The following is a 25,206-nucleotide window of genomic DNA, read 5'->3' on the forward strand; positions in this document are numbered from 1 at the left end:
CGTCTCCTTCAACTTTTAGGATTTTTCAAATCGACGAGCTCAAGGACATCAGCGCTGTGCATTCAACTCTCGTAAACGTTATCGGACACCACGGCGGAAACTTTAAAGGTTTTTCTGTCGGCCTTAAGTTATGGCCAAGATGCGCTGTTTCCTATGACGTCGCCTCCGGCATGGCGCCAAAATACGCCCCAGGAAGTGTATTGATATGCGTACGAACATCGTTCTTAACGACGAGCAGGTCAGAGAGGCTTTCAAGTATTCCGATGCCAAGACTAAGCGTGAACTGGTCGAGCGGGCACTCCGGGAGTTCGTGGCCAATCGAAAACGGAAGGACGTTCGGGACTTGATCGCTACGGTGGAAATCGACCCGAACTACGATTCCAAGACACTGCGCGCCGAGCAGAGCTAAGCATGTATTTGGCGGATACTTCGGTATGGATCGATCTCCTACGGCAAAGGGGAAACCCCGCTACGGAACAGTTCCGCCGAATACTGGATGGCGGCGTATCGTGGTGGAGGAATTGAATCTGGCCTGACCAGATCGCGAACGATGCGGTTCACTTCGCTCACCGCATCCTACAGCTCTGGCTTGACCGGCAGCCCGGACTGAAACGACTTCGGCTGTCGGCGCGTTATGAAAACAGTTCTCGAACGGTGGAGACGAATCGATCGAAGCTGCTTTGTAGCCAGCTCCATAACTCCTCGGGCACTATTCTGGACGCCGCAAAAACCGCGAATCCCAGAAACAACAAACCGCTAGCGATATGTAGCGCCCGCTGAGGCGTCTTCCGGAGCAGTGTGGCGCCTGCCCAAATCCCTAACGCGGACGTCACGCCCAGAGCCGCGGTGGCGCCAAGCCAAACCGGCACAGGCGGTGCTGCCGCACCTAAACCGGCGACCGCCAGTTGAGTTTTATCGCCGAATTCGGCAAGGAAAATCATCAGGAAGGTCGTCAAAAAGATGCCGTGACCGGTTTTTGCCTTGATGAACTCGCCCTCCTCTTCCTCCCTAAAAAGCAAAGCTTTCACGCCGAAGACCGCAAACAAGAGAGCGACCGCCAGGGACACCACGGAATCGGGCAGCCACCGGGCTGCCGCCGCTCCGAAGACTACGGCGACTAGATTCAAGACGGCAAAAGCGAACACGGCGCCGAGCAGAATAGGCCAATGCCGGTGCCGCACAGCCAAAGTCATGCATACCAGCTGGCTTTTGTCGCCGAACTCGGCTGCTGCGACCAGCGCGAACGCGGTACCCGACGACGCCCACCACCGTGCCCAGTCGATCGCCGGCAGGCTTCGATCCAGCCACACCCCTACTTCGTTAATCAGATTGCAAGCCACAGGGTCGGATACTCAGGTCGTGATCAGGTTGTCCAAAATCATCATGATGATGAAGCCAAACATCAGCGCAAAGGTCGCATAGCGCGCTTTGCCCTGGGATTGGGTTTCGGGAATGATGTCGTCGCTGATGACGAACAGCATGGCTCCGGCGGCGAACGCCATACCGATAGGCAATAAAGGCAAGAACATCGTGACTGCGGCAACGCCGAGAAAGCCGCCGACCGGCTCGATCAGCCCCGTCAAGGTCGCGATCAATACCGCCTGTTGCCGCCGATAGCCCAGGGCCACCAGCGGCATCGCCACCGCCAAGCCTTCCGGGATATTCTGCAGACCGACCGCGATCGCCAAGGCTGCTCCGTTGTGCCAGTCGCCGGAACCGAAACTTACGCCGACGGCCATGCCTTCCGGCAGGTTGTGCATGACGATCGCGGCGATAAAGAGCCAAATCTTTCGCAGCGAGTCGAAGGTTTCTCCGCTTTCGCCCAGAAACCGCTCATACGGCAGCCAACTATCCGCCAATACCAGAAAAACCGCGCCGATCATGACCCCCGCCGCAACCACGTACACACCGAGACCCGGCCACAGCTGATTGCCGGCCTGGATGCCCGGAACGATAAGCGAGAACGCCGTGGCTGCCAGCATCACGCCGGCGGCTCCGCCCAGCATCAGATAAAGGGTCCTGCTGGAAACATCCTTGAACAGTAGAGCGGGCAAGGCACCGAATCCCGTGGCCAATCCAGCCAGAATGCTGGCGAAGGCCCCCATGGCGATGATCGGATCGACAAAGAAATACATCACGACCAGAAACAAGGTCGTCAGGAAAGTGATCGAGCTCACCAGGATAAGCTTTTGAGCTAGCGTCGGCAGGCGAGCATATTTCTGATACAGAGCGTTGGCGCGGAGCTTCTCGGCCAGCATATTCAAACGTTGCGAGTTCATCGGATGAAATCCTTGGTGGGGTAAGTTCGGATGGACCATATCTATACATTTTTCTTACCGTCATTCCGGCAGGGAGTGCTCACCCCGTCCTTGGGGTTCGTCCTTCGGACCCGCCGCAGGCGGTCCAAAACCGTTCCCGACGGTTTTGTGCTCGCCCCTTCCCTGGGACTCGTCCTTCGGACCGTGCTGCGCACGTCCAAATAGACCAAAGCCGTCCTTGGCTTTCGCCCGTTGGGCAAACTTCGTTTGTCCCATTCGGCTCTCGGCCGAATGGTCGCTCCGGGCGAATTTGTGCCGGACAAACCGGCAGGACGCCCGGTTTGCACGCATCGCGCCCGAAGGGTGCCGGGCAGGACAGCCCGGCATGACAAACCGGCAGGACGCCCGGTTTGCACGCATCGCGCCCGAAGGGTGCCGGGCAGGACAGCCCGGCATGAATCCAGGGCACAGGGATGTGATCCGCCTCTGCCATCCATGGCCTCTGGACCCCGGCAATCCAATCGCAAACGGTCATCCGGGGAGCGCCCGGATGACCCTTCCCTGCCGGGGTGACGACTTCCATGACAATCTTGCAATCGTCGAGGATTCGTTAACCAGCGTCAAGGCAGAGCCGCCAATGCCGCAATTCCCCTTATCTGTTATCGACAGTTGAAGCCGGCTGTACCCGCCGACCATCAGCCGCCTATCGCAGCAGATGCGCCGACTGGCCCGGTTCTTGTGTAAAATGGTCAAGGAATAGGGGGAGCATGCCTGATGCATATATTGTTGAGCAACGACGACGGTTATTCCGCCCAAGGACTGATCGCCTTGGCAAATGCGCTGGGGCAACGGGCGCGACTGACGGTTGTTGCCCCCGAACGAAACCGCAGCGGAGCGAGCAATTCGCTAACCTTGGACAGACCTTTGCGCGTCAGCCAAACCGAAAGCGGCTTCATCAAGATCGACGGCACACCGACCGATTGCGTGCATTTGGCTATCACGGGATTGTTACATGAGGAGCCGGACATGGTGTTCGCCGGCATCAATCACGGTTCCAACCTGGGAGATGACGTTATCTACTCCGGCACGGTGGCGGCAGCCACCGAAGGGCGTTTTTTGGGGCTTCCGGCGGTCGCGGTCTCCTTGGCGTCGAGCAATCCGCAGCACTTCGACACGGCAGCCCAAGTTGCCGTCACCTTGCTCAAACAGATCCAGGAACACCCCTTGCCGGCCGATACTATACTGAACGTCAACGTGCCCGATATTCCCCTGACAGAGCTTCGTGGCTTCCAATCCACTCGTCTGGGCCAGCGCCACAAGGCCGAACCCGTGATCCGGACGACCGACCCGCGCGGGCGCGAGATCTACTGGATCGGCTCCGCCGGTCCGGAGCAAGATGCCGGACCCGGCACCGATTTTCACGCCATACGCAACAACTACGTATCCGTCACACCTTTGCAAATCGATTTGACCCGTTACGAAAGTCTTCAGCGATTGGCCGACTGGCTTCCGCGTGAGGTTATTCCATGAACCGTCGGCTTCAGGGTATCGGCATGACCTCCCGCAGAACGCGGGAGCGCATGGTCAGCCGATTGAAGGAACAAGGAATCAGCAATCAGTCTGTGCTAGCCGTCATGCTGGAAACGCCCAGACATATTTTTGTCGAAGAGGCTTTCGCGAGCCGTGCGTACGAAGACACGGCGCTCCCGATCGGATTCAACCAGACGATCTCCCAGCCTTATATCGTGGCTCGCATGACCGAACTGCTGCTGGAAAAAGGCCCGTTGGACAAGGTGCTCGAAGTCGGCACCGGCTCGGGTTACCAGACCGCTGTATTGGCGCAACTCGTAAAGCGGGTTCATTCGGTGGAACGCATTTACCCCCTTCAGCAGCGCGCCCGCCGCTGCATTCAGGATCTTCACCTGCGCAATGTGCGCATGAAGCACAGTGACGGCGGCTGGGGCTGGGACGATTACGCGCCCTACGACGGCATCATCGTCACCGCGGCACCGCCGGAGCTGCCGCAGCCACTGCTCGACCAAATGGCACGGGGTGGTGTCATGGTGATACCCATCGGCGACGGACGCGAGCAGTTTCTACAGCGGATTACGCGCACGGAAGTCGGGTTTCAGGCGGAAATCATCGAACCTGTCAGCTTCGTGCCTCTGCAAGGCGGATTGCTTTGACAAACAGCCCTCTCTTTCAGGATTAAGGAATTCCCGATGCATGAACTGATCAATTGGCTGGTGACGACCATCGGCGCGATGGGCTACACCGGAATTTTTCTGCTGATGGCCATGGAAAGCTCGGTTTTCCCCATCCCCAGCGAAATCGTCATGCCGCCCGCGGGCTATCTGGCCCAGCAGGGCAAGATGGACATGACCCTGGTGATCCTCAGCGGAACGGCGGGAAGCCTGGTCGGGGCTTACGCCAACTATTTCGTCGCGCGCTGGCTGGGCAGGCCGCTCCTGATCAAATACGGCAAATACGTCTGGATTACCGAGGAGCACTTCAACCGTGTGGAGAAGTTTTTCTTGGCACATGGTGAAATCTCCACCTTCGTCGGCCGCCTCCTGCCCGTAGCGAGACATCTGATCTCGTTACCGGCCGGCCTCGCCAACATGAATCATCTCAAGTTCAGCTTTTACACGCTGCTCGGGGCGGGGATCTGGGTATCGGTGCTCAGCTGGATCGGCTATTTCATCGGTGAAAACCAGGAGCTGATCGCGCGCTATTCGGAACACGCGGTCATCGACGTGATCATATTCAGCATCGTCCTGGTTGGAATTTATGTCGCGATCCATCGCCGCAGGACCCGCAGCCAGACGCACTCATGACTATCCCCGTATTTTCGATTTCCCGCCTTCCCCGCATTCTTTTCGGTTCCGGCCAATTGGCGGAACTGCCGAAACTGGCTCGCTCCTACGGTCACAAAGCGCTGCTCGTCACCGGAGTGCGCTCCTTCCGCTCGTCGTCGCGCTGGCCCTGGCTGACGGATAACTTGACCGAGCAGGGCATGATCTTCGAACACATGACCGTCAGTGACGAGCCCACGCCGCAGTTGGTGGACGATGCTGTCGCCGCCTTTCATGGCCGCAACATCGGCCTGGTGGTCGCCATCGGGGGCGGCAGCGTGCTGGACGCCGCCAAGGCCATCGCGGGACTCCTGCCCCACGGCAATTCGGTCATGGATCACCTCGAGGGCGTAGGCCGTAACATTCCTTACACCGGACCTGCTACGCCGTTCATCGCCGTGCCCACCACCGCCGGCACCGGCAGCGAAGCGACCAAGAACGCCGTCTTGAGCGTGCGCGGCGAGCACGGCTTCAAGAAATCGTTCCGCCATGACTGCCTGGTTCCCGAATACGCGATCGTCGATCCCGATCTGCTCGACACTTGCCCGCCGGATCTCATCGCCGCCGACGGCATGGACGCCTTCACGCAATTATTGGAATCGTACGTTTCCGCTCGCGCCAACCCGATGACCGACGCCCTCGCGAAAAGCGGCATGGAAGCATTTTGCGGCGGGTTCGTCGCAGCATTGAAAGGAGGCGACGGCGAGCAAGCCCGAGCCGGGCGCAGCGCCATCGCTTATGCATCGCTCGTGTCCGGCGTCACCCTGGCGCAGGCGGGACTGGGCTCGGTACACGGGCTCGCCGCGCCGCTGGGTGCTTTCTATCCGATACCCCACGGTCTCGCCTGCGGCACCCTGCTCGCCGAAGCCACGGCCATCAATATCCGCGCGCTGCGGGAGAGAGCTCCGGAGAATCCGGCCTTGAAGAAATACGCCGGTATCGCCGAACTCCTGACCGGCCATGGCTTCAAAACCCAGATGGAAGCTTGCAACGCCTTGGTCGAACAGTTGCACGATTGGACCGAACGGCTGGCTCTGAAGCGCCTCGGCCATTTCGGCGTGGAATCGGCGCACATCCCTAAGATCGTCGCCAACGCCCGCGGCACCAGCATGCAGACAAATCCGGTAACGCTCACCGACGGCGAAATCGGCGAAATCCTCCTCACCAGAATCTGAGGCCGATATGGCACGCCATTACCTCGAGCATTTGTTCAGCCCGAAGTCCATAGCCGTGTTCGGGGCCAGCGAGTTGCCCGACTCGGTCGGCGCACGGATCTATCAAAATCTCTTGGACGGCGGTTTTCAAGGCCCGATCTACCCGATCAATCCCAAGTATCAACTGGTCCGGGATCAGGTCTGTTTCTCGTCGATCGAAGAGGTGAAGGAACACGTGGATCTCGCGATCATCGCCACACCGGCCGCCACCGTCCCCCTCATCATCCGCGCTTGCGGCCAACAAGGGGTCAAGGCCGCCATCGTCATTTCGGCGGGATTTGCCGAACAGGAGGGCAACGGCCGAATGCTGGAGCGGGCCTTGCTGGAAGAAGGCAAGCGCTATGGGCTCCGGATTCTCGGTCCCAACTGCCTGGGGCTGATGCGCCCTTCGGTCGGCCTCAATGCCACTTTCAGCAATAATGTCGCGGAACCGGGTTCGCTCGCCCTGGTCTCCCAGTCGGGAGCGCTTTGCACGGCGATTCTGGACTGGGCGAGCGCCCATCGCATCGGTTTTTCGACCATGGTGTCCTTAGGCGCCGGAGCCGATGTCACCTTCGGGGACATCCTAGACTATCTCGCTCTCGATCCCGAAACCCGCAGCATCCTGATGTACGTGGAAGGCGTGCGTGATGCGCGGCGTTTCATGAGCGGGCTCAGGGCCGCGGCTCGCATGAAGCCGGTGATCGTGATCAAGGCCGGCCGCCATGCCGAAGGCTCCCGAGCGGCCATGTCGCACACCGGCGCGCTGGTCGGTTCGGATGATGTCTTCGACGCCGCGCTGCAAAGGGCCGGCGTGGTTCGGGCCACCACCATCGAACAGCTTTTCGCCGCCGCCCAGCTCCTCGCGACCCAGCACCGCGTTCGAGGCAATCGCCTCGTGATCATCACCAACGCGGGCGGACCGGGGGTGATGGCAACCGACCGGGCCGTCGAGCAAGGCATCCGGCTCGCCGAACTGGGCGGACCGACCTTCGACAAGCTGAACGCGGTGCTGCCCAAACAGTGGTCGCACAATAATCCCGTCGATATCCTGGGCGACGCCACCCCCGAACGGTATCGGGCGGCCGTCGAGGTCTGTCTGGCCGACGAAAGCGTGGACGGCGCCCTGGTGTTGCTCACGCCGCAGGCCATGACCGATCCCACGGAAGCCGCGGAGGCCGTCATTCGCGCCGCCGAACAGAGCCGCAAGCCGATACTCACCTGCTGGCTGGGAGAAACCTACGTCCAAAAAGGGCGAGAACTGTTTACCGCACATCAGATTCCGACCTTCGCGAACCCCGAGAGCGCCATCGAAGCGTTCGGCTATCTGGCAGAATATCACCGTAACCAACAGATGCTGATGCAGGTGCCGGGGCCGTTGGCCTCGCACCAGATGCCAGACCTGACCGGCGCCCGCCTCATCATCGAGGGCGCCCTGGCGGAACGGCGGACGCTGCTATCCTCGCTCGAGACCCGCGCCGTTCTGCGCGCCTTCGACATTCCCGTGCCGCCGGCGCTGAACGCCCATTCGCCCAACGAGGCGTTATCGGCGGCCGAATACCTGGGTTTTCCGGTCGCGCTGAAGATTCTGTCGCCGGACATCACCCACAAGTCCGATGTCGACGGCGTCCGGCTCAACATCAACAGCGCCCAGACGGTGCGGAACGCCTATAACGATCTGGTGTCGACGGTGCAAGCCCGAAGGCCGAACGCGCGGATCGAGGGCGTAACGGTCGAAAAGATGTACCGTAACCGCAACGGCCGGGAACTGCTGGTCGGCGTGGTCGACGATCCGATTTTCGGCCCGGTCGTGAGTTTCGGCTCGGGCGGCACGGCGGTGGAAATCCTCAAGGACCGTGCGGTCGCCCTGCCCCCGCTCAACGAGCACATCGCCCAGACGATGATCGGCCAAACCCGTGTCGCACGGCTGCTCGGACAGTTCCGCAACCTCCCGCCGGTCAAGCTGGAGGCGATCGAGCAAGTGTTGCTGCGGCTCTCGGAGATGGTCTGCGAACTCCCCGAGATCAAGGAGATGGACATCAATCCTCTGGTGGCGGACGACCAAGGCGTGTTCGCCCTGGATGCCCGCATTGCGGTGCATGAGCCGCAGCCTGGACGCCGGCCCTACGGGCACATGGCTGTCCACCCCTATCCCGGCCACTTGATTAGACAGTATCAGCTCGCCGACGGCACCAACATCATCATTCGGCCGATCCGTCCCGAAGACGCGGAAATCGAGAAGCGTTTCGTGAAGCAGCTTTCGCCCGAGGCCAAATTCTTCCGCTTCATGAACGCCTTGCAGGAATTGAGTCAGGACATGCTGATACGTTTGACTCAGCTTGATTACGACCGCGAACTGGCGCTCGTCGCCATCGTCGATTCCGGGGCCGAAGAAACGGAACTCGGCGTGGCGCGCTATTTCACCAATCCGGATGGCGAAACCGCCGAATTCGCCCTGGTGGTTGCCGACGAATGGCAGCACCGTGGGTTGGGTACACGGCTGATGTCCTGCCTGATCGACGCCGCTCGCGAGATGGGGCTCAAATCTTTGCGGGGCGAAATCCTGGCGAACAACGTCAAAATGCTCGGCCTAATGAAACGGCTGGCGTTCACCTGTCATACCAAAACCGACGACTCCACCATCGTCATCGCCGAAAAGTCACTGTGATTCTACTGGCGGATTTTTGGAAACATCCGCGAATGCTAAAATTTCACCCCTTTTTACTCTTGAGGTTTGTTGATGAACATCATCGCCCGTATCGCTGAAGAGCTCGGCGTCCGAGAAAGACAGGTCCAGGCAGCCGTGGACCTGCTGGACGAAGGAGCTACGGTGCCGTTTATTGCGCGCTACCGTAAAGAAGCGACGGGCGGTTTGGACGATACGCAGCTCAGAACCTTGGAAGTTCGGCTCTCTTATCTCCGCGAACTCGAGGACCGCCGCCAGATCATCCTGGACAGCATCCGAGAACAGGACAAGCTGACTCCGGAGCTGGAACAAGCCATTCTCGCCGCCGACACCAAGACCCTGCTGGAAGACCTTTACCTTCCCTACAAACCCAAACGGCGCACCAAGGCCCAAATCGCGCGGGAAGCCGGTCTGGAACCCCTGGCCGACGCCTTGCTTGGCGATCCGTCCCTGGTACCGGAGACGGAAGCACAGCAATACGTCGATGCGGACAAAGGCGTTCCCGACGTCGCGGCGGCGCTGGAAGGGGCAAGGCAAATCCTCATGGAACGGTTCGCCGAGCACGCCGGGCTTCTGGCCGAGCTGCGTGAACGAATTTGGAACGAGGGCATCCTCGCCTCGACGGTCGCCGATGGGAAAGAACAGGCCGGAGCGAAGTTCCGGGACTATTTCGATTTCGCCGAGCCTATCGCGAAGATCCCGTCCCATCGCGCGCTGGCCCTGTTCCGGGGACGCAACGAGGACGTGCTGGACCTGGCCCTGAAAGTCGGCAAGGATGAGGACGCCGCGCATAAAGCCGCGGAAAGCCTGATCGCGAGGACCTTCGGCATCGCCGACAAAGGGCGGCCCGCGGACCGCTGGCTGGCCGACACGGTGCATTACGCCTGGAAAGTCAAAATCCTGACCCGCATCGACCTCGACCTCAAGCAGCGCCTCCGCGAAGCCGCCGAAGCCGAGGCGATTCAGGTTTTCGCCAAGAACCTCAAGGATTTGCTGCTCGCGGCGCCCGCCGGCCCCCGCACCACCATGGGCCTGGATCCGGGGCTACGCACCGGCGTCAAGGTCGCGGTGGTGGACAAAACCGGCAAGCTGCTGGAAACCGCGACGATTTACCCCCACGTGCCGCAAAATCAGTGGGATCAATCGATCGCAACGCTGGCCCGGCTGATCGCCCAGCACGGCGTCGAACTGGTCGCCACGGGCAACGGCACCGCCTCCCGCGAGACCGATCAGCTGGTCGGCGATCTCATCAAGCGCCATCCCGAATTGAATATCACCAAGGTGATGGTGTCGGAGGCGGGGGCATCGGTTTATTCGGCGTCCGAACTGGCCGCCAAGGAATTTCCGGATCTCGACGTCTCACTGCGCGGTGCCGTTTCGATCGCCCGCCGCTTGCAGGACCCCTTGGCCGAACTGGTAAAAATCGAACCCAAGGCCATAGGCGTCGGCCAATACCAGCACGATGTTAACCAGTCGCAGCTCTCCAAAAGCCTCGACGCGGTGGTCGAGGACTGCGTGAATGCCGTGGGCGTCGACGTGAACACGGCTTCGGCTTCGCTGCTCCGTTACGTTTCCGGACTGTCCCAGACCATCAGCCAGAACATCGTCGAATACCGAAACCAGAACGGCGCTTTCAACAGCCGCGAAGATCTCAAAAAAGTCCCGCGACTCGGAGAAAAAACCTTCGAGCAGGCGGCCGGATTTCTCCGCATCATGAACGGGAACAATCCGCTCGACACCTCGGCCGTGCACCCCGAGGCTTATCCGGTGGTGGAACGCATCATCGGCACCACCGGCAAGGATATCCGCGAATTGATCGGCAACGCGGCCTTCCTACGCGGCGTCAACGCCGAGAATTACACCGACGAACGCTTCGGCCTTCCGACCGTCACCGACATTCTGCGCGAGCTGGAAAAGCCCGGCCGCGATCCGCGTCCGGAATTCAAGACCGCACAGTTCAAGGAAGGCGTGGACAAGATCGAGGACCTCAAACCCGGCATGATGCTCGAAGGCGTCGTCACCAATGTCACCAATTTCGGCGCTTTCGTCGACATCGGCGTGCACCAGGACGGCCTGGTGCACATCTCGCACTTGTCCGACAAGTTCGTCAAAGACCCGCGCGAGGTGGTCAAGGCGGGAGACGTGGTGAAAGTGAAAGTGCTGGAAGTGGACGTACCGAGACGCCGCATCGGTCTGTCGATGAAAAAGGATGCGGCCCCCACTCCCGGTTCGGAGCGGGATTCGTCGCGCACCTCGGGTAGGACAGCCGAACCCAGAGCCAAAAAGCCACGGCAGGAACCCTCCTCCAAACCGCAAGGCGCCATGGCGGAGGCGTTGGCCAAAGCACTCCGGAAAGGCTGATAGTCATTACGCCGGTTACGGCGGCGCGACGGGTTCCAACGGAATCCCCCACCTCCCGGCGCTATAAGCCGCTTCTTATACGCGGCCGGTAACAGCCCCACCGGACGCGGTTTTACTCGCGCCCTAAGCGTTTTTCGCCACAGTGACCGGCGTAGACTGGGAAAACCGCCCCGCATGTGGTAGGTCGGCAATCCTTTGCCGGCGAAGGTGTCGGCAAAGGATTGCCGACCTACTTCGGGCGCTACGTCAAACCGGAAAATGCTCTAGTGCCTCAAGGATTGAGGAAAGCCAGCATGTTCCGCCTGTCGGCTCCCGACGGCAAGGGTTTGGACCTATCCGCAACCCACGCCGCGATATCGGCCCAAGGCTTGGCGGCGCTCAGATCGCGCAGCAGCAAATGGTAACCCTGCTCGTAAAGCGCGACACGGGCGGTCCCGGTTTTCGACAGCTTCTTCAGCATTAGGGAAACGGGCTCTTTGGGGATCACTTGGTCGTGCTCGCCATAGAGGACTAAAACCTCTTTATTCAGCTGCTCAACTCGCGAAAGCGCCTCGTCCATGAGATTGACCAGCCCGTAAATCGCATCGACTCGCGTCTCCTTTATGACCAGGGGATCGCGACCGAGACCGCGCAACATCTCGATATTGTCGGAAGGGAGAATCCCGAGGCTTTCCCCGGTCAACTGAAGCCAGGGCACGGTACTTACCGAAATCGAAAGCAAGGCCCGTTGATACCAGGGCATGGTGCTCCTGCCCCACACGGCCGGTGCCGAGAGAATGATCCCATCGGCCAGCGGAGGCCGTTCCGATGCCGTCGCAACAATCGCCAAGGCTCCGCCCATACTCTCGCCGAGGATATAAACCGGTTTGCCCGGATGGTTCTTGCCGACGAGTCGCGTGAATTGTCTCAGATCGTCGACATAGGCATCCATTCCGGCCCAGAGGCCCCGTCCCGGCGCATTCCCGAAGCCTCTCTGATCGTAGGCGTACAAGGCAATTCCGTGCTCGCTCAGATAGCGGCCGGGCATGGTGAAAGCATTGCTGTAATCGTTGAAACCGTGGAGCGCCACGACCACCGCCTTGGCTTTGCCATCGTGAGGAAGCCAGGATCGCACCGGCAAAACGGCGCCATCCGTAGCGACGAAATGGGCCTTACGGAGCTGCGGTTCAACATGTTCGGGTCCCGAGGGATGGATGAGCGGCGTACAGCCACCGAGCAGCAGACATGGAAAAAGCACGAAGCAAGACAGGCGAAGAGTTTTCAGAGTCATGACGGGTATCAGAGTTGCGGACGGGCCCTATATTACCTTTGATTGCGGCGGTTTGCCGAGGTTGCGCATCAACCTGTTCACCGCACTGGAATATATTGAACACTGTTCATTTTTGACCTAGACTTTCTCCTCGGAGGTGAACACCATGATAAAAATAATGCTTCGCTGGATTCTCGCCCGGCTGTTCCGCGTCAAAGTCGTCGGTCTCGAAAACTACCAAAAGGCGGGGGCTCGAGTCCTGATCGCCGCCAATCACTCGTCCTACCTCGACCCGATACTCTTGTGGGTCTTTCTGCCGGACGAGGTCACATTCGCGATCAATACCCACATCGCCCAGCACTGGTGGGTGCGGCCGGCTCTCAGGTTCGCCAAGGTGTTTCCGATGGACCCCACCCAGCCGCTGTCGGTCAAGGCCCTGACCCATTATCTGAAAGAGGACCGCAAAGCGGTGATTTTTCCGGAAGGACGCATCACGGTGACCGGAGCCTTGATGAAGATTTACGACGGCGCCGGGCTGATCGCCGAAAAATCCGGCGCAACGGTTCTGCCGATCCGAATCGACGGCACTCAATACACCATATTTTCCCGTCTGCACGGGGTGGTGCGGCTGCGCTGGTTTCCGCCTATCACGCTGAACATTCTGCCGCCCCGCGAAGTCAGTCCGCCGTCGGAGATCACTGGTCCCGAGCGGCGGCATCAGGTCGGGCTCATGCTGTCCGATTTGATGAGCGAGATGATGTTCGAGACGAGCAATTACCGGCGGACGGTGTTCTCGGCCTTGCTCGACGCACGGAGGACTCACGGCGGCGGGCATCGCGTGCTCGAGGACGTACAGCGGAAACCCCTCAGCTATGATCGGCTGATCGCACAAGTCCTCGCCCTGGGCCGCAAACTGGCGGAAAAAACCGAAGACGGCGAAGCGGTCGGTCTCTTGCTGCCCAACCTGAGCGGTACGGTAGCCGCATTCCTGGGGCTTCAAGTTCACGGGCGCCTCCCCGCCATGCTGAATTTCAGCGCCGGCACCCGCAATCTCCTGTCGAGCTGCGCCACGGCGAAAATCAAGACCGTGGTCACGGCCCGTCGTTTCGTCGCCACGGCGAAATTGGAGGAATCCGTAGAGGCTTTGTCGGAAAAAGCGAGGGTGATCTATCTCGAAGACCTGGGCCGGGAGCTGGGCGCCCGGGACAAGCTCAGGGCTTTCCTCGCCGCGCTCACCGCCGATTACTGGTACCGCGGCCGGCGCAACCCGGATGATCCGGCGGTAATCCTGTTCACCTCGGGTTCGGAGGGCGAACCGAAAGGGGTCGTGCTTTCCCACGCTAACCTCCTCTCCAACCGCGAACAGCTCGCCGCACGCTTCGATTTCAATGCCCAGGACGTCATCCTCAACGTTCTGCCCGTCTTTCACGCCTTCGGTTTGACCGCCGGCACGCTGCTGCCCTTGCTGTCCGGCATGCGCCTGTTCCTGTATCCCTCGCCTTTGCATTACCGAATCATTCCCGAAGTGGCCTACGACATCAACGCCACGATCCTGTTCGGCACCAATACCTTTCTCCACGGTTATGCAAAGCATGCCCATCCCTACGATTTTTATAGCGTGCGCTATGTCTTCGCCGGCGCGGAAAAACTGCAAGCCGATACCCGCAAGCTTTGGGCCGAGAAATTCGGACTCCGCGTACTGGAAGGCTACGGGGCCACGGAAACTTCGCCGGTATTATCCGCCAATACGCCCATGTACTACCGGGAAGGCACGGTGGGGCGCTTTTTCCCCGGCATCCAATGGCGGCTAGAAGAGGTTCCCGGCGTAACCGAGGGAGGGCGCCTCCACGTGACCGGCCCCAACGTCATGCTGGGCTATCTCCGCCCCGGGCATTCGGGCGAACTCGAGCCGCCCGCCTCGCAATATGGACTCGGCTGGTACGACACCGGCGATATCGTCCGCATCGACGAGGAAGGTTTTGTCAGCATTCTCGGCCGCGTCAAACGGTTCGCCAAGATCGGCGGGGAAATGGTGTCGCTTAACGCGGTCGAAGAGCTGGCCGCGCGGATTTGGCCGGGACAGCGGCACGCGGCGGTTGCGCTGTCCGACCCCAAGAAAGGCGAAAAGATCGTACTCGCCACCGAGTACCGGAACGCCGATCGCGCCGAACTGACGGCCCGAGCCCAGCAGGAGGGTGTCGGCGAACTCTGTCTGCCCAAGGATATCCGGGTGCTCAAGGAACTGCCCCTGCTTGCCACCGGCAAGGTGGATTATCCGGCGCTTACCGGGTTCGTCCGGGAAGGGAGCGAATCATGAACCGGGGACTTCGTTCGCTGATCGCTGCGCAGTTTCTCTCCGCGTTCTCGGACAACGCCATGCTCTTCACGGTCATCGCCATCGTGCTGCAAAGCGGTGATCGCGGCCCCTGGTATGTCCCGGCCCTGCAAAGCGTTTTCCTGGTGGCGTTCGTGATGCTGACGCCCTGGGTCGGAGCGTTCGCCGACCGGCATTCGAAGCCGAAGGTTCTTATTTTGGCGAATGTCGTCAAGGCACTCGGCGGACTTCTGATACTGCTCGGCGTCGAGCCTCTGATCGGCTATGCCGTCGTCGGCGTGGGTGCGGCAACCTACAGCCCCGCCAAATACGGGATCTTGCCAGAATTGGCCGATCACACGCGGTTGGTCAGGATCAACAGTTGGATCGAAGGCGCGACCATCGCCGCGATCCTGCTGGGCACCGTGATCGGAGCAAAGCTCGCCGATGCCTCGATCGATCTGGCGCTGAGCTCGATCATCGCGTTTTATGTTATTTCCGCCGGGGTTACGCTCCTCTTGCCCAAGCTGCCGGCACGCGGCGCGCGCCCCGGTTCGTCCTTGACCAAACTGGTGCACGTAATCAAAGAGCTATTGAAATCAGAACGTGCCCGGTTAGTTCTAATCGCCCTGAGCTTGTTCTGGGCCTCTGCCGCCACTCTGAGAATTATTCTCGTAACCTGGGCGCCGCAAGTGCTCGATACGCAAACCGCGGGGGAAATCGCGCAGCTGACCCTGTTTCTCGCCGTCGGCATCGTCATTGGCTCAGGTATAGTCCCGCGCCTAATTCCCCTGGAGCACATCCGGCGTGCACGGCTTGCCGCGTATGCGCTGAGCCTATTTTTTCTGCTCCTGGCCGGTGTCGATAGCCTGTGGCCGGCCAGAGCGACGCTGCTGGCCATCGGCATCGCCGGTGGCCTGTTCGTCGTGCCGCTTAACGCGGCGATCCAGCAGATCGGTCATCATACCGTCGGCAGCGGCGGCGCCGTGGCGGTCCAGAATTTCTTTCAGAACGCCGCGATGCTGGTGAGCATGGGGATTTATACCTTCGCGTCGACTCAGGGCATCGGCCCGGTGGCTGCGATTCTCGCCCTGGGCGTGGTTGTCCTGGCCATGACGGTGCTAGTTTCCTGGTGCCTGCCGCGGCAACCGGCGGTGTAGCAGGCATACCTACAACTCCGCGGCGCGCCGTTCGCCTTCGGCCACATCGACATTCCAGAGCAGCGCGCCGCCCAGGGTAAAGAGCACCAGCAAGGAGAGTATCGAAAGTCTCGGTTCGCCGGTGGCATGGCTGACGATCCCCACCAGCACGGGACCCAGAACCGCCGCGAACTTGCTGAGCAGGTTGAAAAAACCGAAGAATTCGCCGGACTTTTCTTTCGGAATGAGGCGCGCGTAAAGCGCACGGCTGAGAGCCTGAACGCCGCCCTGGACCAAGCCTATGCCCACCGCGATCCCGTAAAACTCCCACTGCCGGCTCATGACGGAACCCCAAACCACCAGCAACGCATACGTCGCGAGTCCCGCGAGAATGCCGGATTTGGCGCCGAAGCGCTGACCGAGCCAGCCGTAAGCGAGCGTTGCCGGAACGCCGACGGCTTGCGTGATGAGCAAGGCCAACATCAGCCCGCCGGCATCGAAGCCGATCGCCAGCGCGTAGTCCACCGCCATGTGGACGATGGTGTCCACGCCATCGATGTAAAGCCAGTAAGCGCCCAAGAACAGCATGACGATCTTCAACCGCCGGACATGCCGGAAGGTTTCCCGAAGCTGTATCAACCCATACTTGACGGCGTTGGCACCGCTGGCACACCGGGGAGGCGGCTCCCGAACGACGAACAGCAAAGGAAGGGTGAACACGAACCACCATACGGCCACGGACAGGAACGACATTCGGACTGCGGCGGACGCATCCGCAAGACCGAACCACTCCGGCTTTTGCGTCATCAGAATGTTGACGGCGAAGAGCGCGCCACCGCCGAGATAGCCCATCCCCACCCCGAAGGCGGATACATGCTCGAAGCGGGCGGGAATCGTCACCGAAGGCAACAGCGCGTCGTAAAAAACCATTCCGGTGGAAAACCCCACGAGCCCGAGGCCGAATAGGGTAAGCGCCAATTCCCAGGCTCCCTGCTCGATCCAGAAGAGTCCTGCGGTCATGGTAATGCCGATGAACGCGCAAAGCGCGAGCAAAGGCTTCTTCCACCCCCCGGCGTCCGACAGCGATCCGAGCACCGGCGCCAGAACCAGCGCGACCAAAGCGCCGACAGAACTTACCGCCCCCAGCCAAAAGGTGCTTTCCGTCACCGGCAGCCCGCTCGCCCAAAACTGCTTGAAAAAGACCGGAAAAAAAGCCGCCATCACCGTCGTGGCGAACGACGAGGTCGCCACGTCGTAGAGAGCCCACGCCCGTTCGCGGGAGCGAAGCGAAGTCGAGTCGGAAATATCCATATTGGTATTAGAGTGAGTAAACAAAAGCGACGATCACTTCTTTCTTAGAATTCCGCCGTCATTTTTTCACGGAAAAACGGATGAACCCGGCGGAATATCACCTGTATCGACAAATGCTTTTTCCGCCCGGCAACGGGCACGATCAGAATGAACGGTGGTCTTTATTAAAACACGTTCCGATTGCGCCGCTCTGGCCCAAGGCAATCCCATGCAAAACAGCAGAATCACGCCGATGAAGCTGATTGACCATTATCGCTGTCACGGCTTGAAAGATGGAAGATCCGGCGTTTTTATTGTCGCGCCGTCTTGCGGTTTCCTTTGCTTGATTCTGCAGCGCTCGGCCTGTACGTCCATTGTTCTTGAGGTAAGGCGACAGACTGTCGAACTGCGTGCCCTTGCCCGTTCGGGATTATAATGTTCTCTTCTTGACGAATCGGCCTATCTGTCATGAATTTGCGCGAAGACGCCCCGTCCTTCGACATCAAAGCTTTCCTCGAAACTCTGACCCAGCTACCTGGTGTTTACAGGATGCTGGATGACAAGGGTGAAGTGATTTACGTCGGCAAGGCGAAAAACCTGAAAAAGCGGGTATCCAGCTATTTTTCGGGCAAAGACTGTTCGCCCAAGCAGCAAGCCATGGTGGCACGGATATGCTCGATCGACGTGAGGGTGACGCACACCGAGGGCGAGGCGCTCCTTCTGGAAAGCCAGCTCATCAAGCGCCACAAGCCGCGCTACAACATCAATCTGCGCGACGACAAGAGCTATCCTTATATTTATGTTTCGACCCATCAGCCTTTTCCTCGCATTACCTTCCATCGTGGCGCCAAGAGCAAGCTCGGCCGCTACTTCGGGCCTTATCCGAGCGCCAGCGCGGTGCGGGAAAGCTTAAAGTTGCTGCAGAAGATCTTTCCCGTGCGTCAGTGCCAGGATTCTTACTTCCAAAACCGCTCTCGCCCCTGCCTGCAATACCAAATCGAACGCTGTACCGCGCCCTGCGTGGATCTGATCGATCGTGAAACATACGCCCAGGACGTGCAGGATACCGTCATGTTCCTGGAGGGAAACGGCAAGCGGCTGATCGACGATTTGGCGGGACGCATGGAAAAAGCCGCGGCCGATCTCCAGTTCGAGCGAGCGGCGCGCTATCGCGACCAGATCGCGAGTCTGAGAACGGTCTTGGCAAAACAGGCGGTACACGGCGAACACGGCGATATCGACATCATCGCCTGCGCAATCAAGGGCAACGTCGCCTGCGTACAGATGTTGTTCATTCGCGGCGGACAGCAAATCGGCGACCGCGCCTACTTCCCCAGCATGCTGGAGGAGCACGATCCGGGCAGCATCCTGGCGGCGTTCATCCCTCAGTTTTACCTTGGGAAACAGGTTCCCCGGGAAATCCTCATCAGCCATCCGATCGAGGATGCCGAGCTAGTCGCAGAAGTGCTCGCCAGCCAGTCCGGCCATGCCGTGCAGATCGCGGCGCGGCTCCGCGGCGAACGTCAGAAACGCCTGCAGCTGGCGCTCATCAATGCCGAGAACGCCTTGAATGCGAAATTGGCGAATCGGCAGGATCTGTATGCGCGCTTTCTCAGTCTGGGCGAGGCCCTACATTGCCCGGAACCGCCGAAACGCCTGGAATGCTTCGACATCAGCCATACCCAGGGCGACCAAACCGTCGCATCCTGCGTGGTGTTCGACCGGCAAGGTGCGGTTAAATCCGCTTACCGCCGCTTCAACATCGAGGGCGTTACGCCCGGTGACGACTACGGCGCCCTGGCGCAAGCGGTTTCGCGGCGTTATCAGCGAATCAAGCAAGGCGAGATCGAAGCGCCGGACATCCTGTTCATCGACGGCGGCAAAGGCCAGGTCAATGCCGTGCGCGAGGTTTTGCGCGAACTCGGAATGAATAGCATTCGCACTGTCGGAGTAGCCAAGGGTCCCGATCGTAAACCGGGAATGGAAACCCTCTTCCCGGCGGGCTCGTCCGATGCCATCATTCTGCCCAGCCACTCGCCCGCCCTGCTACTGATTCAGCAGATTCGCGACGAAGCCCACCGTTTCGCCATCACAGGGCATCGTCAACGACGCGCCAAAGCCCGAAAACAGTCCACTCTCGACGATATCGCGGGACTGGGTCCGAAGCGGCGCCAGCAACTGTTGCGGCAATTCGGCGGCCTCAGGGAAATCAGCCGTGCCGGCGTGGACGCCCTGAGCAGCGTCGAAGGCATCAGCGCTCAATTGGCAAAGCGCATTTACGAAACGTTCCACGAGAGAGAAAGCTGAACATGGAGTTGAATCTCCCCACCAACTTGACGTTACTTCGGATCGTGTTGATTCCGGTCCTGGTCGTCTTTTTCTATCTACCGTGGAGTGGCGCCCACATCGCCTGCGCGTTGATTTTTGCAGTCGCCGCCGTAACCGACTGGTTGGATGGTTATCTGGCCCGCAAAATGAGCCAAACCACCCGCTTCGGGGCATTTCTCGATCCCGTCGCCGACAAGCTGATGGTGGCCGTCACGCTGGTCCTGATCGTCCAGGCCGACCCTAGTCCTTACGTAGCCATCGCTGCCGCGGTCATCATCGGACGCGAAATCACGATCGCCTCCCTGCGCGAATGGATGGCGGAAGTCGGACAGCGCAAGCGCGTGGAAGTATCTTGGCTCGGGAAATGGAAAACGACCGCCCAGATGCTCGCGATAGTCACGCTCCTGCTGAGCATGGATGTCTGGCTAGGTTTTCTAAAAAACCTCGGGCAGTTGTTTCTGCTGATATCCGCCATACTGACGCTCTGGTCGATGGTCAATTATCTGAAGGCCGCACTGCCAGTGCTCAAAGGCGATAACGAAGAGTTGACAAAGCCTCCAGTGATACCTAAAATTCCAACTCTCAACAGCACGACGCGGGAATAGCTCAGTTGGTAGAGCACAACCTTGCCAAGGTTGGGGTCGCGAGTTCGAGTCTCGTTTCCCGCTCCAAATTCAGAAAGCCGCGATAAGAGACGCGGCTTTTTACATTGGCAAGCCCACTTAGGCTGAGTGGCAGAGTGGTCATGCAGCGGCCTGCAAAGCCGTGGACGCCGGTTCGATTCCGACCTCAGCCTCCAATATTTCCGGGCCTTCCAGGGCTGCTCCTCCGTCTTCATCGGTTGTTTTGGCGAAAAGACTTTTCGCCATCACGGGCATCACCTTCTCCCCTACCCTAGAGCATTTTCATACCTACTGTACGGGCACTCGCGAGTAGGTCGGGAATCCTTTCCCGACGACACGTCAGGCCGAGCGTCTTCGTCGGCAAAGGATTGCCGACCTACGACTGTAGCACCCTGTAGGTCGGGAATCCCTCCCAATCGCAAACGGCGTCTTCGGGAGCGCCGAAGCCCCCCTTCCCGACGCCACGTCCTGGCCGAGCGTCTTCGTCGGCAAAGGATTGCCGACCTACGAATGCTTGAATCCATTCACCCGAGCCGAAGGCGCCAACGACGTCCGCCAAGCCGGTTTTGCCTTACGAGCGAGATGAAAACGCCCTAGCTCGGACATAATGACGCGTCATTTTTTGCGTGGCGTGTCCCAGTAGTTTTCTGGCTTGAGACATGCTTTCAAGATCCGAAGCGGCTTTTGCACGAAGCTCCCGAAATTGAAAGCGTTCAAAGAGAACCCGAGTTCTTTCGCTTCCTTTTCCGCCTTATTTCTCGCTTTATCGAAGTGGCTTCGGAAATAGCCGAAGGGCTTTAAAAGTTGCTCTTTGGGATCGGTCAGAATCGTTAAACCGCGGCTTCCAGGCGATTTGATTCGCTCAAAGACTTCGGCCAGCTCGCCGACAAGCTCAATGCGGAGCTTGGCTTTTGTTTTCGTTGCTCTAACCAGATAGCACCCTCTCGGATCTGGTCCCATTTCAGCTTAAATGCGTCGGCTGGACGTTGGCCCGTTAAATACGAGAGATCAAGTGCATCTTGGACAATCGGATCGGCACTCTTTTAGACCAGAGCAAGGCGACGTTGACCGGGCAGTGCTTGCCGATGAGCTCGGAGGGGATGTGGCCCCGGTCGACCCAAGCGTCGACGATGCCGATCGGGACGCCGGAGAGCTCGGCGTAGCGTTGCCGGGTGATGTAGGCGATCGGGATTTGCAGGGGCGGCACCGAGGGGGTGACTTGACCCAAACGTTCGTCTTCCATACGCTTCCTCTTCAACAGTCGCTTTGTGTGACTATGTGGGCACTGCGGCCACGTGAGAGCAATTATTACACCCACTGAAAAAGAGCAATAATTGCTCTCTCAGGATGTTTTATTGAATACGCACGAACGGTTAATTCGGCTTATGGATCATAAAAAGACCGGCCCCCAGGAACTGGCCCGGTTGACCGAAATACCAGTTGATAGATGGAAAAACATAAGATGCGGTAGAGTACGCGCCAGTACGGAAGAGCTCGACGCGTGCACTGCCTTATGGTCTGAGTACGCGTACTGGCTAATAACCGGAAACACACTGCCCGAAGCCGGACAGATCAGTCCCGAGATCGAGGAAACCAGAAAAAATCTAAACGCGGCTGGCTGACCACCTCCAGGGTTTCCGAGCGCTGGAAACCTTCGCCCAGCCGAGACTACGGGGGAAGACGCTTAGCGTTCGAAAAGAAGATAGGGAAACAATAAAGGGAGATTAAACCGTACCAGACGTGCTAACTAAATGAAAAAAGCACTTCCGAACTTTAACTGCACCTTACCGCCAACTCGCTTATACACGCACTCAGCCCCGGCATTCTCCATTAGCGTTATTCAATAAAATATCTTATGGATCAATTAACAATAAGAGAAATTCTAGATACTGTAATCCGCGGACAGATTCGGATTCCTGCCTTCCAGCGCGGCTTCGTCTGGGAGCCAGACAGAGTCGCCTATTTAATGGATAGCATATACAAAGGTTTCCCATTTGGCTCTTTGCTATTCTGGCGAACCAAGGAAAAACTAAAAACAGAACGAGATCTTGGCCCGTTTAAGCTCCCTCCCCCGACAGAAGATTACCCTGTCGATTACGTCCTCGATGGGCAACAGCGAATCACGTCTATCTTCGGCGTTTTTCAAACCGAACTTCCAATTGACCAATCTGAACAGTGGCAAGATATTTATTTCGATTTTCTCGCGGATACTAATGCACAGGATCCACAGTTTTTCGCCTTAAGACCCGAAGAGGTCGATCTCGAGCGCCACTTTCCATTAAAGACCCTCTTCGATACCACCGCTTATAGAAAAGCTACCGCGAGCTTTGACGAAATAGTCGCCAAGAAGATTGATGATATGCAGTCGGTATATAAAGAAGTACGCATTCCTGTCCAGATGTTCAGAACGGAGGATCGAGCAACTGTTTCGATTATATTTGAGCGAGTTAACCGCCAAGGGGTACCGCTCGATACTCTTCAACTGCTCTCAGCGTGGACATGGAGCGAGGAATTTCAATTACAAAGCCAATTCGCGGATCTGGAAGAACAGCTGGAACCATTTGGATTCCGGGAACTCGGGACAGATTCAAATCTTCTCCTCAGATGTTGTTCTGCAATTCTCGGTGGCGATGCCTCACCGGAGGCATTAATGGCGCTAAATGGCGCCATGGTACGAGAAAGATTTCAAGAAGTATTAAATGGGGTACGAGGTGCAGTCGATTATATCCGTACAAATTACAAAGCATACTCCCTAGCTAATCTGCCGTTCTCGACAATTCTCGTACCGCTTTCAGTTTTCTTTGCTGTACCAGAAAATTGTGAAATAAAATATACGGATGACCAGAGAAAAATAATTGATCGCTGGTTCTGGCGATCATGTTTTGGACGCCGATACAGTAGTGGTGTACTAAGAAACCTGAAAACCGATATAGAAGAGATCTTAAAATTACGCTTAGGAAAACCTTCAGCACTTGGAGGCTTCCCAGTGACAATTTCGGATTCATTTTTTGTCGAAAACGTCTTCACGATGGGTGCGGTTAATACGAGCACATTTATTTTGCTCTTAGCGCAGCGTCTTCCATTAAGCTTTATATCTGGCGCCCCCATAGACTTGGGAGATAAGCTCCGCCAAAGCAACAGAGCCGAGTTCCATCACCTAATGCCGAAAGCGTTTCTGCAAAGTACCGAGCAAACGAACATAAGTCCTAATTGCCTTGCAAACTTTGCCTTTATTTCTCGTGCTGATAACAGAGAGCTTGGAGGTGTAGCGCCGAGCATCTACCGATCAAAGATGCCCAACGATATCAGCGAAATTCTTGAGCGATCAATAATTCCAGGCGAGCTATTCGAGAACAATTACCCTAATTTCCTCGAAAAGCGTGCCTATTTGCTTCGAGAATTCGCTGAAGGGCTGTGTCAATAACTATTCAGAAATGGGCAACGTATCAGGCTTTTCTTGTTTGACTACGTAAACAGAGTCGAATCCTACTTTCACGCATCCACCCTAACTAGCGCTCCACCCAATCTGCGAAAGGTGCGAAAGGTGCGAAAGGTGTCAGGCTTTGGTTGTTTGACTAACGCCCGATGGTTCAGAGCGTACGTTTCCGGCCGAGCTTCATGTCGTCCAGCAACCGCTCATTAACACTTCGCGCGTGCTCGATGTCCCAAATCCGAATCGCTTCTTTGAGTTCGACCTTGCCGTCGTCGACTATTTTGCAAAGTCCAACTCGTAGAGCAAACAGCTTGAAGATGAGCGGATCTTTGCGCGTGTCGGCCAGGTGCTTTTCCGACTCCGCCGACTTTTGCGGATCTTTGCAGTAGTTGACCCAGCCTTCTTCGGCCCGGAGGCCGAAGGATACGGCCAGCATCAAAATCAAAAGCGCTTTCATTCGTCGATCGCCAAATCAGCTCCCGCTTTTACAATAAAAAACCCGGCCGCGGGGTGCCGGCCGGGTATCTAGCATGCTGCGAACTACAAGACTCGCTCGCTATTGCATCGCTTTCTGCCTCACCGCACTGGTGCTTACATGATGGCTCTCAAGATATATCCATGGCTGAATCAGAGTGGCAGAGAGCTCTATCATCAACGTATCCAGATTATTGGCATATTGTCGGACGCTGAATAAGGGTGGAGGGAAGAGCCGCCACCAGCATATCCAGATCATTGCATCCGATCTGGTCGTTGCTGACGAGATTTAAGTACCCCAAAGCGTGCAGTTGAGTGAGTGGCCAGACGTCCACTAGAGCATTGCTCGACAGATCCAGTTCTTTGAGTTGGCTGAAGTTTGGGCCATTCGGGCCTGGGCTCGCGAAGACCTGAATATTGTCGATGCCGTTGCCCGCGACGTTGAGCCGGGTCAGCGTGCTGCCAAACGGCATGAGGAAGTCGAGGCTCTTGCCGCCGTTGGAATCGGTGAGATGGGTATTGCCCAGATCCAATTCCACCAGAGGGTAAGGCTTACCGGTCTCCCAATTCGTTAGCGGCCCGAGGTTGCTGAACGAGCCGATCTCGATACCGTTAAGCCCCAGGCTGGTCAGCCCCCGGTTCATGTCGATCACGGGACGTACTTGCCAGATGGCAAGGCTTTGGTTGCCGGAGAGATTGAGCTTGGTCAGTTGATGCAGCGGACTAAGCGGCCAGACGTCCATCAGGGCGTTTTTCGATAGGTCCAGCTCTTTGAGTTGGCTGAAGTTTGGACCGTTCGATCCCCAACTCGCAAAAACCTGAATGTTATCGATATCGTTGCCCGCGACGTTAAGCCGAGTCAGCGTGCCACCAAACGGCATGAGAAAGTCGAGACTCTTGCCGCCATTGAGGTCGGTCAGGTGAGTGTTACCCAAGTCCAGTTCCTGTAAAGCATAAGGCTGTCCAGTCTCCCAGTTGGTCAGCGGTCCGAGGTTATCGAATG

At 58.2% G+C, this 25,206-nt stretch carries 19 protein-coding genes and 2 tRNA genes; 14 read left to right on the forward strand and 7 right to left on the reverse strand.

What is annotated here, in order from left to right:
- Window positions 1–205: 205 nt before the first annotated feature.
- Complete coding sequence (locus B2A78_RS23435; RefSeq protein WP_077732474.1) at window positions 206–409, forward strand: type II toxin-antitoxin system VapB family antitoxin; 204 nt, start codon at window positions 206–208, stop codon at window positions 407–409.
- Window positions 410–632: 223 nt separating this feature from the next.
- Here B2A78_RS23435 and B2A78_RS23440 read toward each other — a convergent pair whose 3' ends face one another.
- Together B2A78_RS23440 and B2A78_RS23445 are read right to left on the reverse strand one after the other, a co-directional pair.
- A complete protein-coding gene (locus tag B2A78_RS23440) occupies window positions 633–1,340 on the reverse strand; it encodes a TMEM165/GDT1 family protein (protein WP_240502650.1) in 708 nt (235 codons plus the stop codon).
- A gap of 12 nt (window positions 1,341–1,352) precedes the next feature.
- Window positions 1,353–2,279: a ZIP family metal transporter gene (locus tag B2A78_RS23445; RefSeq protein ID WP_077732475.1), complete on the reverse strand. Its 927-nt coding sequence runs from the start codon at window positions 2,277–2,279 to the stop codon at window positions 1,353–1,355.
- 753 nt (window positions 2,280–3,032) lie between these two features.
- Between B2A78_RS23445 and surE the strand changes: the two genes are divergently transcribed.
- The 6 genes from surE (at window position 3,033) to B2A78_RS23480 (ending at window position 11,353) form a co-directional block, all read left to right on the forward strand.
- Window positions 3,033–3,788, forward strand: coding sequence for a 5'/3'-nucleotidase SurE (gene surE, locus B2A78_RS23455; protein WP_077732477.1), 756 nt, complete (start codon window positions 3,033–3,035; stop codon window positions 3,786–3,788).
- A complete protein-coding gene (locus B2A78_RS23460; RefSeq protein WP_077732478.1) occupies window positions 3,785–4,444 on the forward strand; it encodes a protein-L-isoaspartate(D-aspartate) O-methyltransferase in 660 nt (219 codons plus the stop codon). Before surE ends, B2A78_RS23460 begins: the two co-directional genes overlap by 4 nt.
- A gap of 36 nt (window positions 4,445–4,480) precedes the next feature.
- Window positions 4,481–5,095 (forward strand): DedA family protein, encoded by a 615-nt coding sequence (locus B2A78_RS23465; RefSeq protein WP_077732479.1) that lies wholly within the window; start codon window positions 4,481–4,483, stop codon window positions 5,093–5,095.
- Window positions 5,092–6,288 (forward strand): iron-containing alcohol dehydrogenase, encoded by a 1,197-nt coding sequence (locus tag B2A78_RS23470; RefSeq protein ID WP_077732480.1) that lies wholly within the window; start codon window positions 5,092–5,094, stop codon window positions 6,286–6,288. Before B2A78_RS23465 ends, B2A78_RS23470 begins: the two co-directional genes overlap by 4 nt.
- Window positions 6,289–6,295: 7 nt before the next feature.
- A complete protein-coding gene (locus tag B2A78_RS23475) occupies window positions 6,296–8,974 on the forward strand; it encodes a bifunctional acetate--CoA ligase family protein/GNAT family N-acetyltransferase (protein WP_077732481.1) in 2,679 nt (892 codons plus the stop codon).
- Window positions 8,975–9,046: 72 nt separating this feature from the next.
- Window positions 9,047–11,353, forward strand: a complete 2,307-nt coding sequence (locus B2A78_RS23480) for a Tex family protein (RefSeq protein WP_077732482.1) — start codon at window positions 9,047–9,049, stop codon at window positions 11,351–11,353.
- Between the two features lie 271 nt (window positions 11,354–11,624).
- Here B2A78_RS23480 and B2A78_RS23485 read toward each other — a convergent pair whose 3' ends face one another.
- Window positions 11,625–12,623, reverse strand: coding sequence for an alpha/beta hydrolase (locus B2A78_RS23485; protein ID WP_077732483.1), 999 nt, complete (start codon window positions 12,621–12,623; stop codon window positions 11,625–11,627).
- Between the two features lie 145 nt (window positions 12,624–12,768).
- Between B2A78_RS23485 and B2A78_RS23490 the strand changes: the two genes are divergently transcribed.
- Both B2A78_RS23490 and lplT read left to right on the forward strand, forming a co-directional pair.
- Window positions 12,769–14,919 (forward strand): AMP-binding protein, encoded by a 2,151-nt coding sequence (locus B2A78_RS23490; protein WP_077732484.1) that lies wholly within the window; start codon window positions 12,769–12,771, stop codon window positions 14,917–14,919.
- Window positions 14,916–16,076: a lysophospholipid transporter LplT gene (gene lplT, locus B2A78_RS23495; RefSeq protein WP_077732485.1), complete on the forward strand. Its 1,161-nt coding sequence runs from the start codon at window positions 14,916–14,918 to the stop codon at window positions 16,074–16,076. Before B2A78_RS23490 ends, lplT begins: the two co-directional genes overlap by 4 nt.
- Window positions 16,077–16,085: 9 nt before the next feature.
- On the opposite strand, the gene B2A78_RS23500 is transcribed toward lplT, so the two are convergent.
- On the reverse strand, window positions 16,086–17,366 hold the full coding sequence (locus B2A78_RS23500) for an MFS transporter (RefSeq protein WP_077732486.1): 1,281 nt from the start codon (window positions 17,364–17,366) through the stop codon (window positions 16,086–16,088).
- Between the two features lie 447 nt (window positions 17,367–17,813).
- Here B2A78_RS23500 and uvrC point away from each other — a divergent pair, with 447 nt between their 5' ends.
- From uvrC to B2A78_RS23520, 4 genes are all read left to right on the forward strand, one after another.
- Entirely contained in the window at window positions 17,814–19,652 is a 1,839-nt protein-coding gene (gene uvrC / locus B2A78_RS23505; RefSeq protein WP_077732487.1) for an excinuclease ABC subunit UvrC, read from the forward strand.
- Between the two features lie 2 nt (window positions 19,653–19,654).
- On the forward strand, window positions 19,655–20,278 hold the full coding sequence (pgsA, locus tag B2A78_RS23510; protein WP_077732488.1) for a CDP-diacylglycerol--glycerol-3-phosphate 3-phosphatidyltransferase: 624 nt from the start codon (window positions 19,655–19,657) through the stop codon (window positions 20,276–20,278).
- Window positions 20,269–20,344 (forward strand) — tRNA-Gly (locus tag B2A78_RS23515). The genes pgsA and B2A78_RS23515 overlap by 10 nt, the downstream gene beginning before the upstream one ends.
- A gap of 54 nt (window positions 20,345–20,398) precedes the next feature.
- A tRNA-Cys gene (locus tag B2A78_RS23520) sits at window positions 20,399–20,472 on the forward strand.
- Between the two features lie 818 nt (window positions 20,473–21,290).
- Here the strand turns inward: B2A78_RS23520 and B2A78_RS23535 are convergent.
- On the reverse strand, window positions 21,291–21,539 hold the full coding sequence (locus tag B2A78_RS23535; RefSeq protein WP_077732490.1) for a hypothetical protein: 249 nt from the start codon (window positions 21,537–21,539) through the stop codon (window positions 21,291–21,293).
- A 612-nt stretch (window positions 21,540–22,151) separates the two neighbouring features.
- Here B2A78_RS23535 and B2A78_RS23545 point away from each other — a divergent pair.
- A complete protein-coding gene (locus B2A78_RS23545; protein ID WP_077732492.1) occupies window positions 22,152–23,720 on the forward strand; it encodes a DUF262 domain-containing protein in 1,569 nt (522 codons plus the stop codon).
- 166 nt (window positions 23,721–23,886) lie between these two features.
- On the opposite strand, the gene B2A78_RS23550 is transcribed toward B2A78_RS23545, so the two are convergent.
- A complete protein-coding gene (locus B2A78_RS23550; RefSeq protein WP_077732493.1) occupies window positions 23,887–24,186 on the reverse strand; it encodes a hypothetical protein in 300 nt (99 codons plus the stop codon).
- A gap of 208 nt (window positions 24,187–24,394) precedes the next feature.
- Window positions 24,395–25,206 (reverse strand): hypothetical protein (locus tag B2A78_RS23555; protein WP_205780887.1); only part of this gene is annotated, 812 nt, incomplete at its 5' end.

The organism is Methylocaldum sp. 14B (genome assembly GCF_002005105.1).
GTDB lineage: Bacteria > Pseudomonadota > Gammaproteobacteria > Methylococcales > Methylococcaceae > Methylocaldum.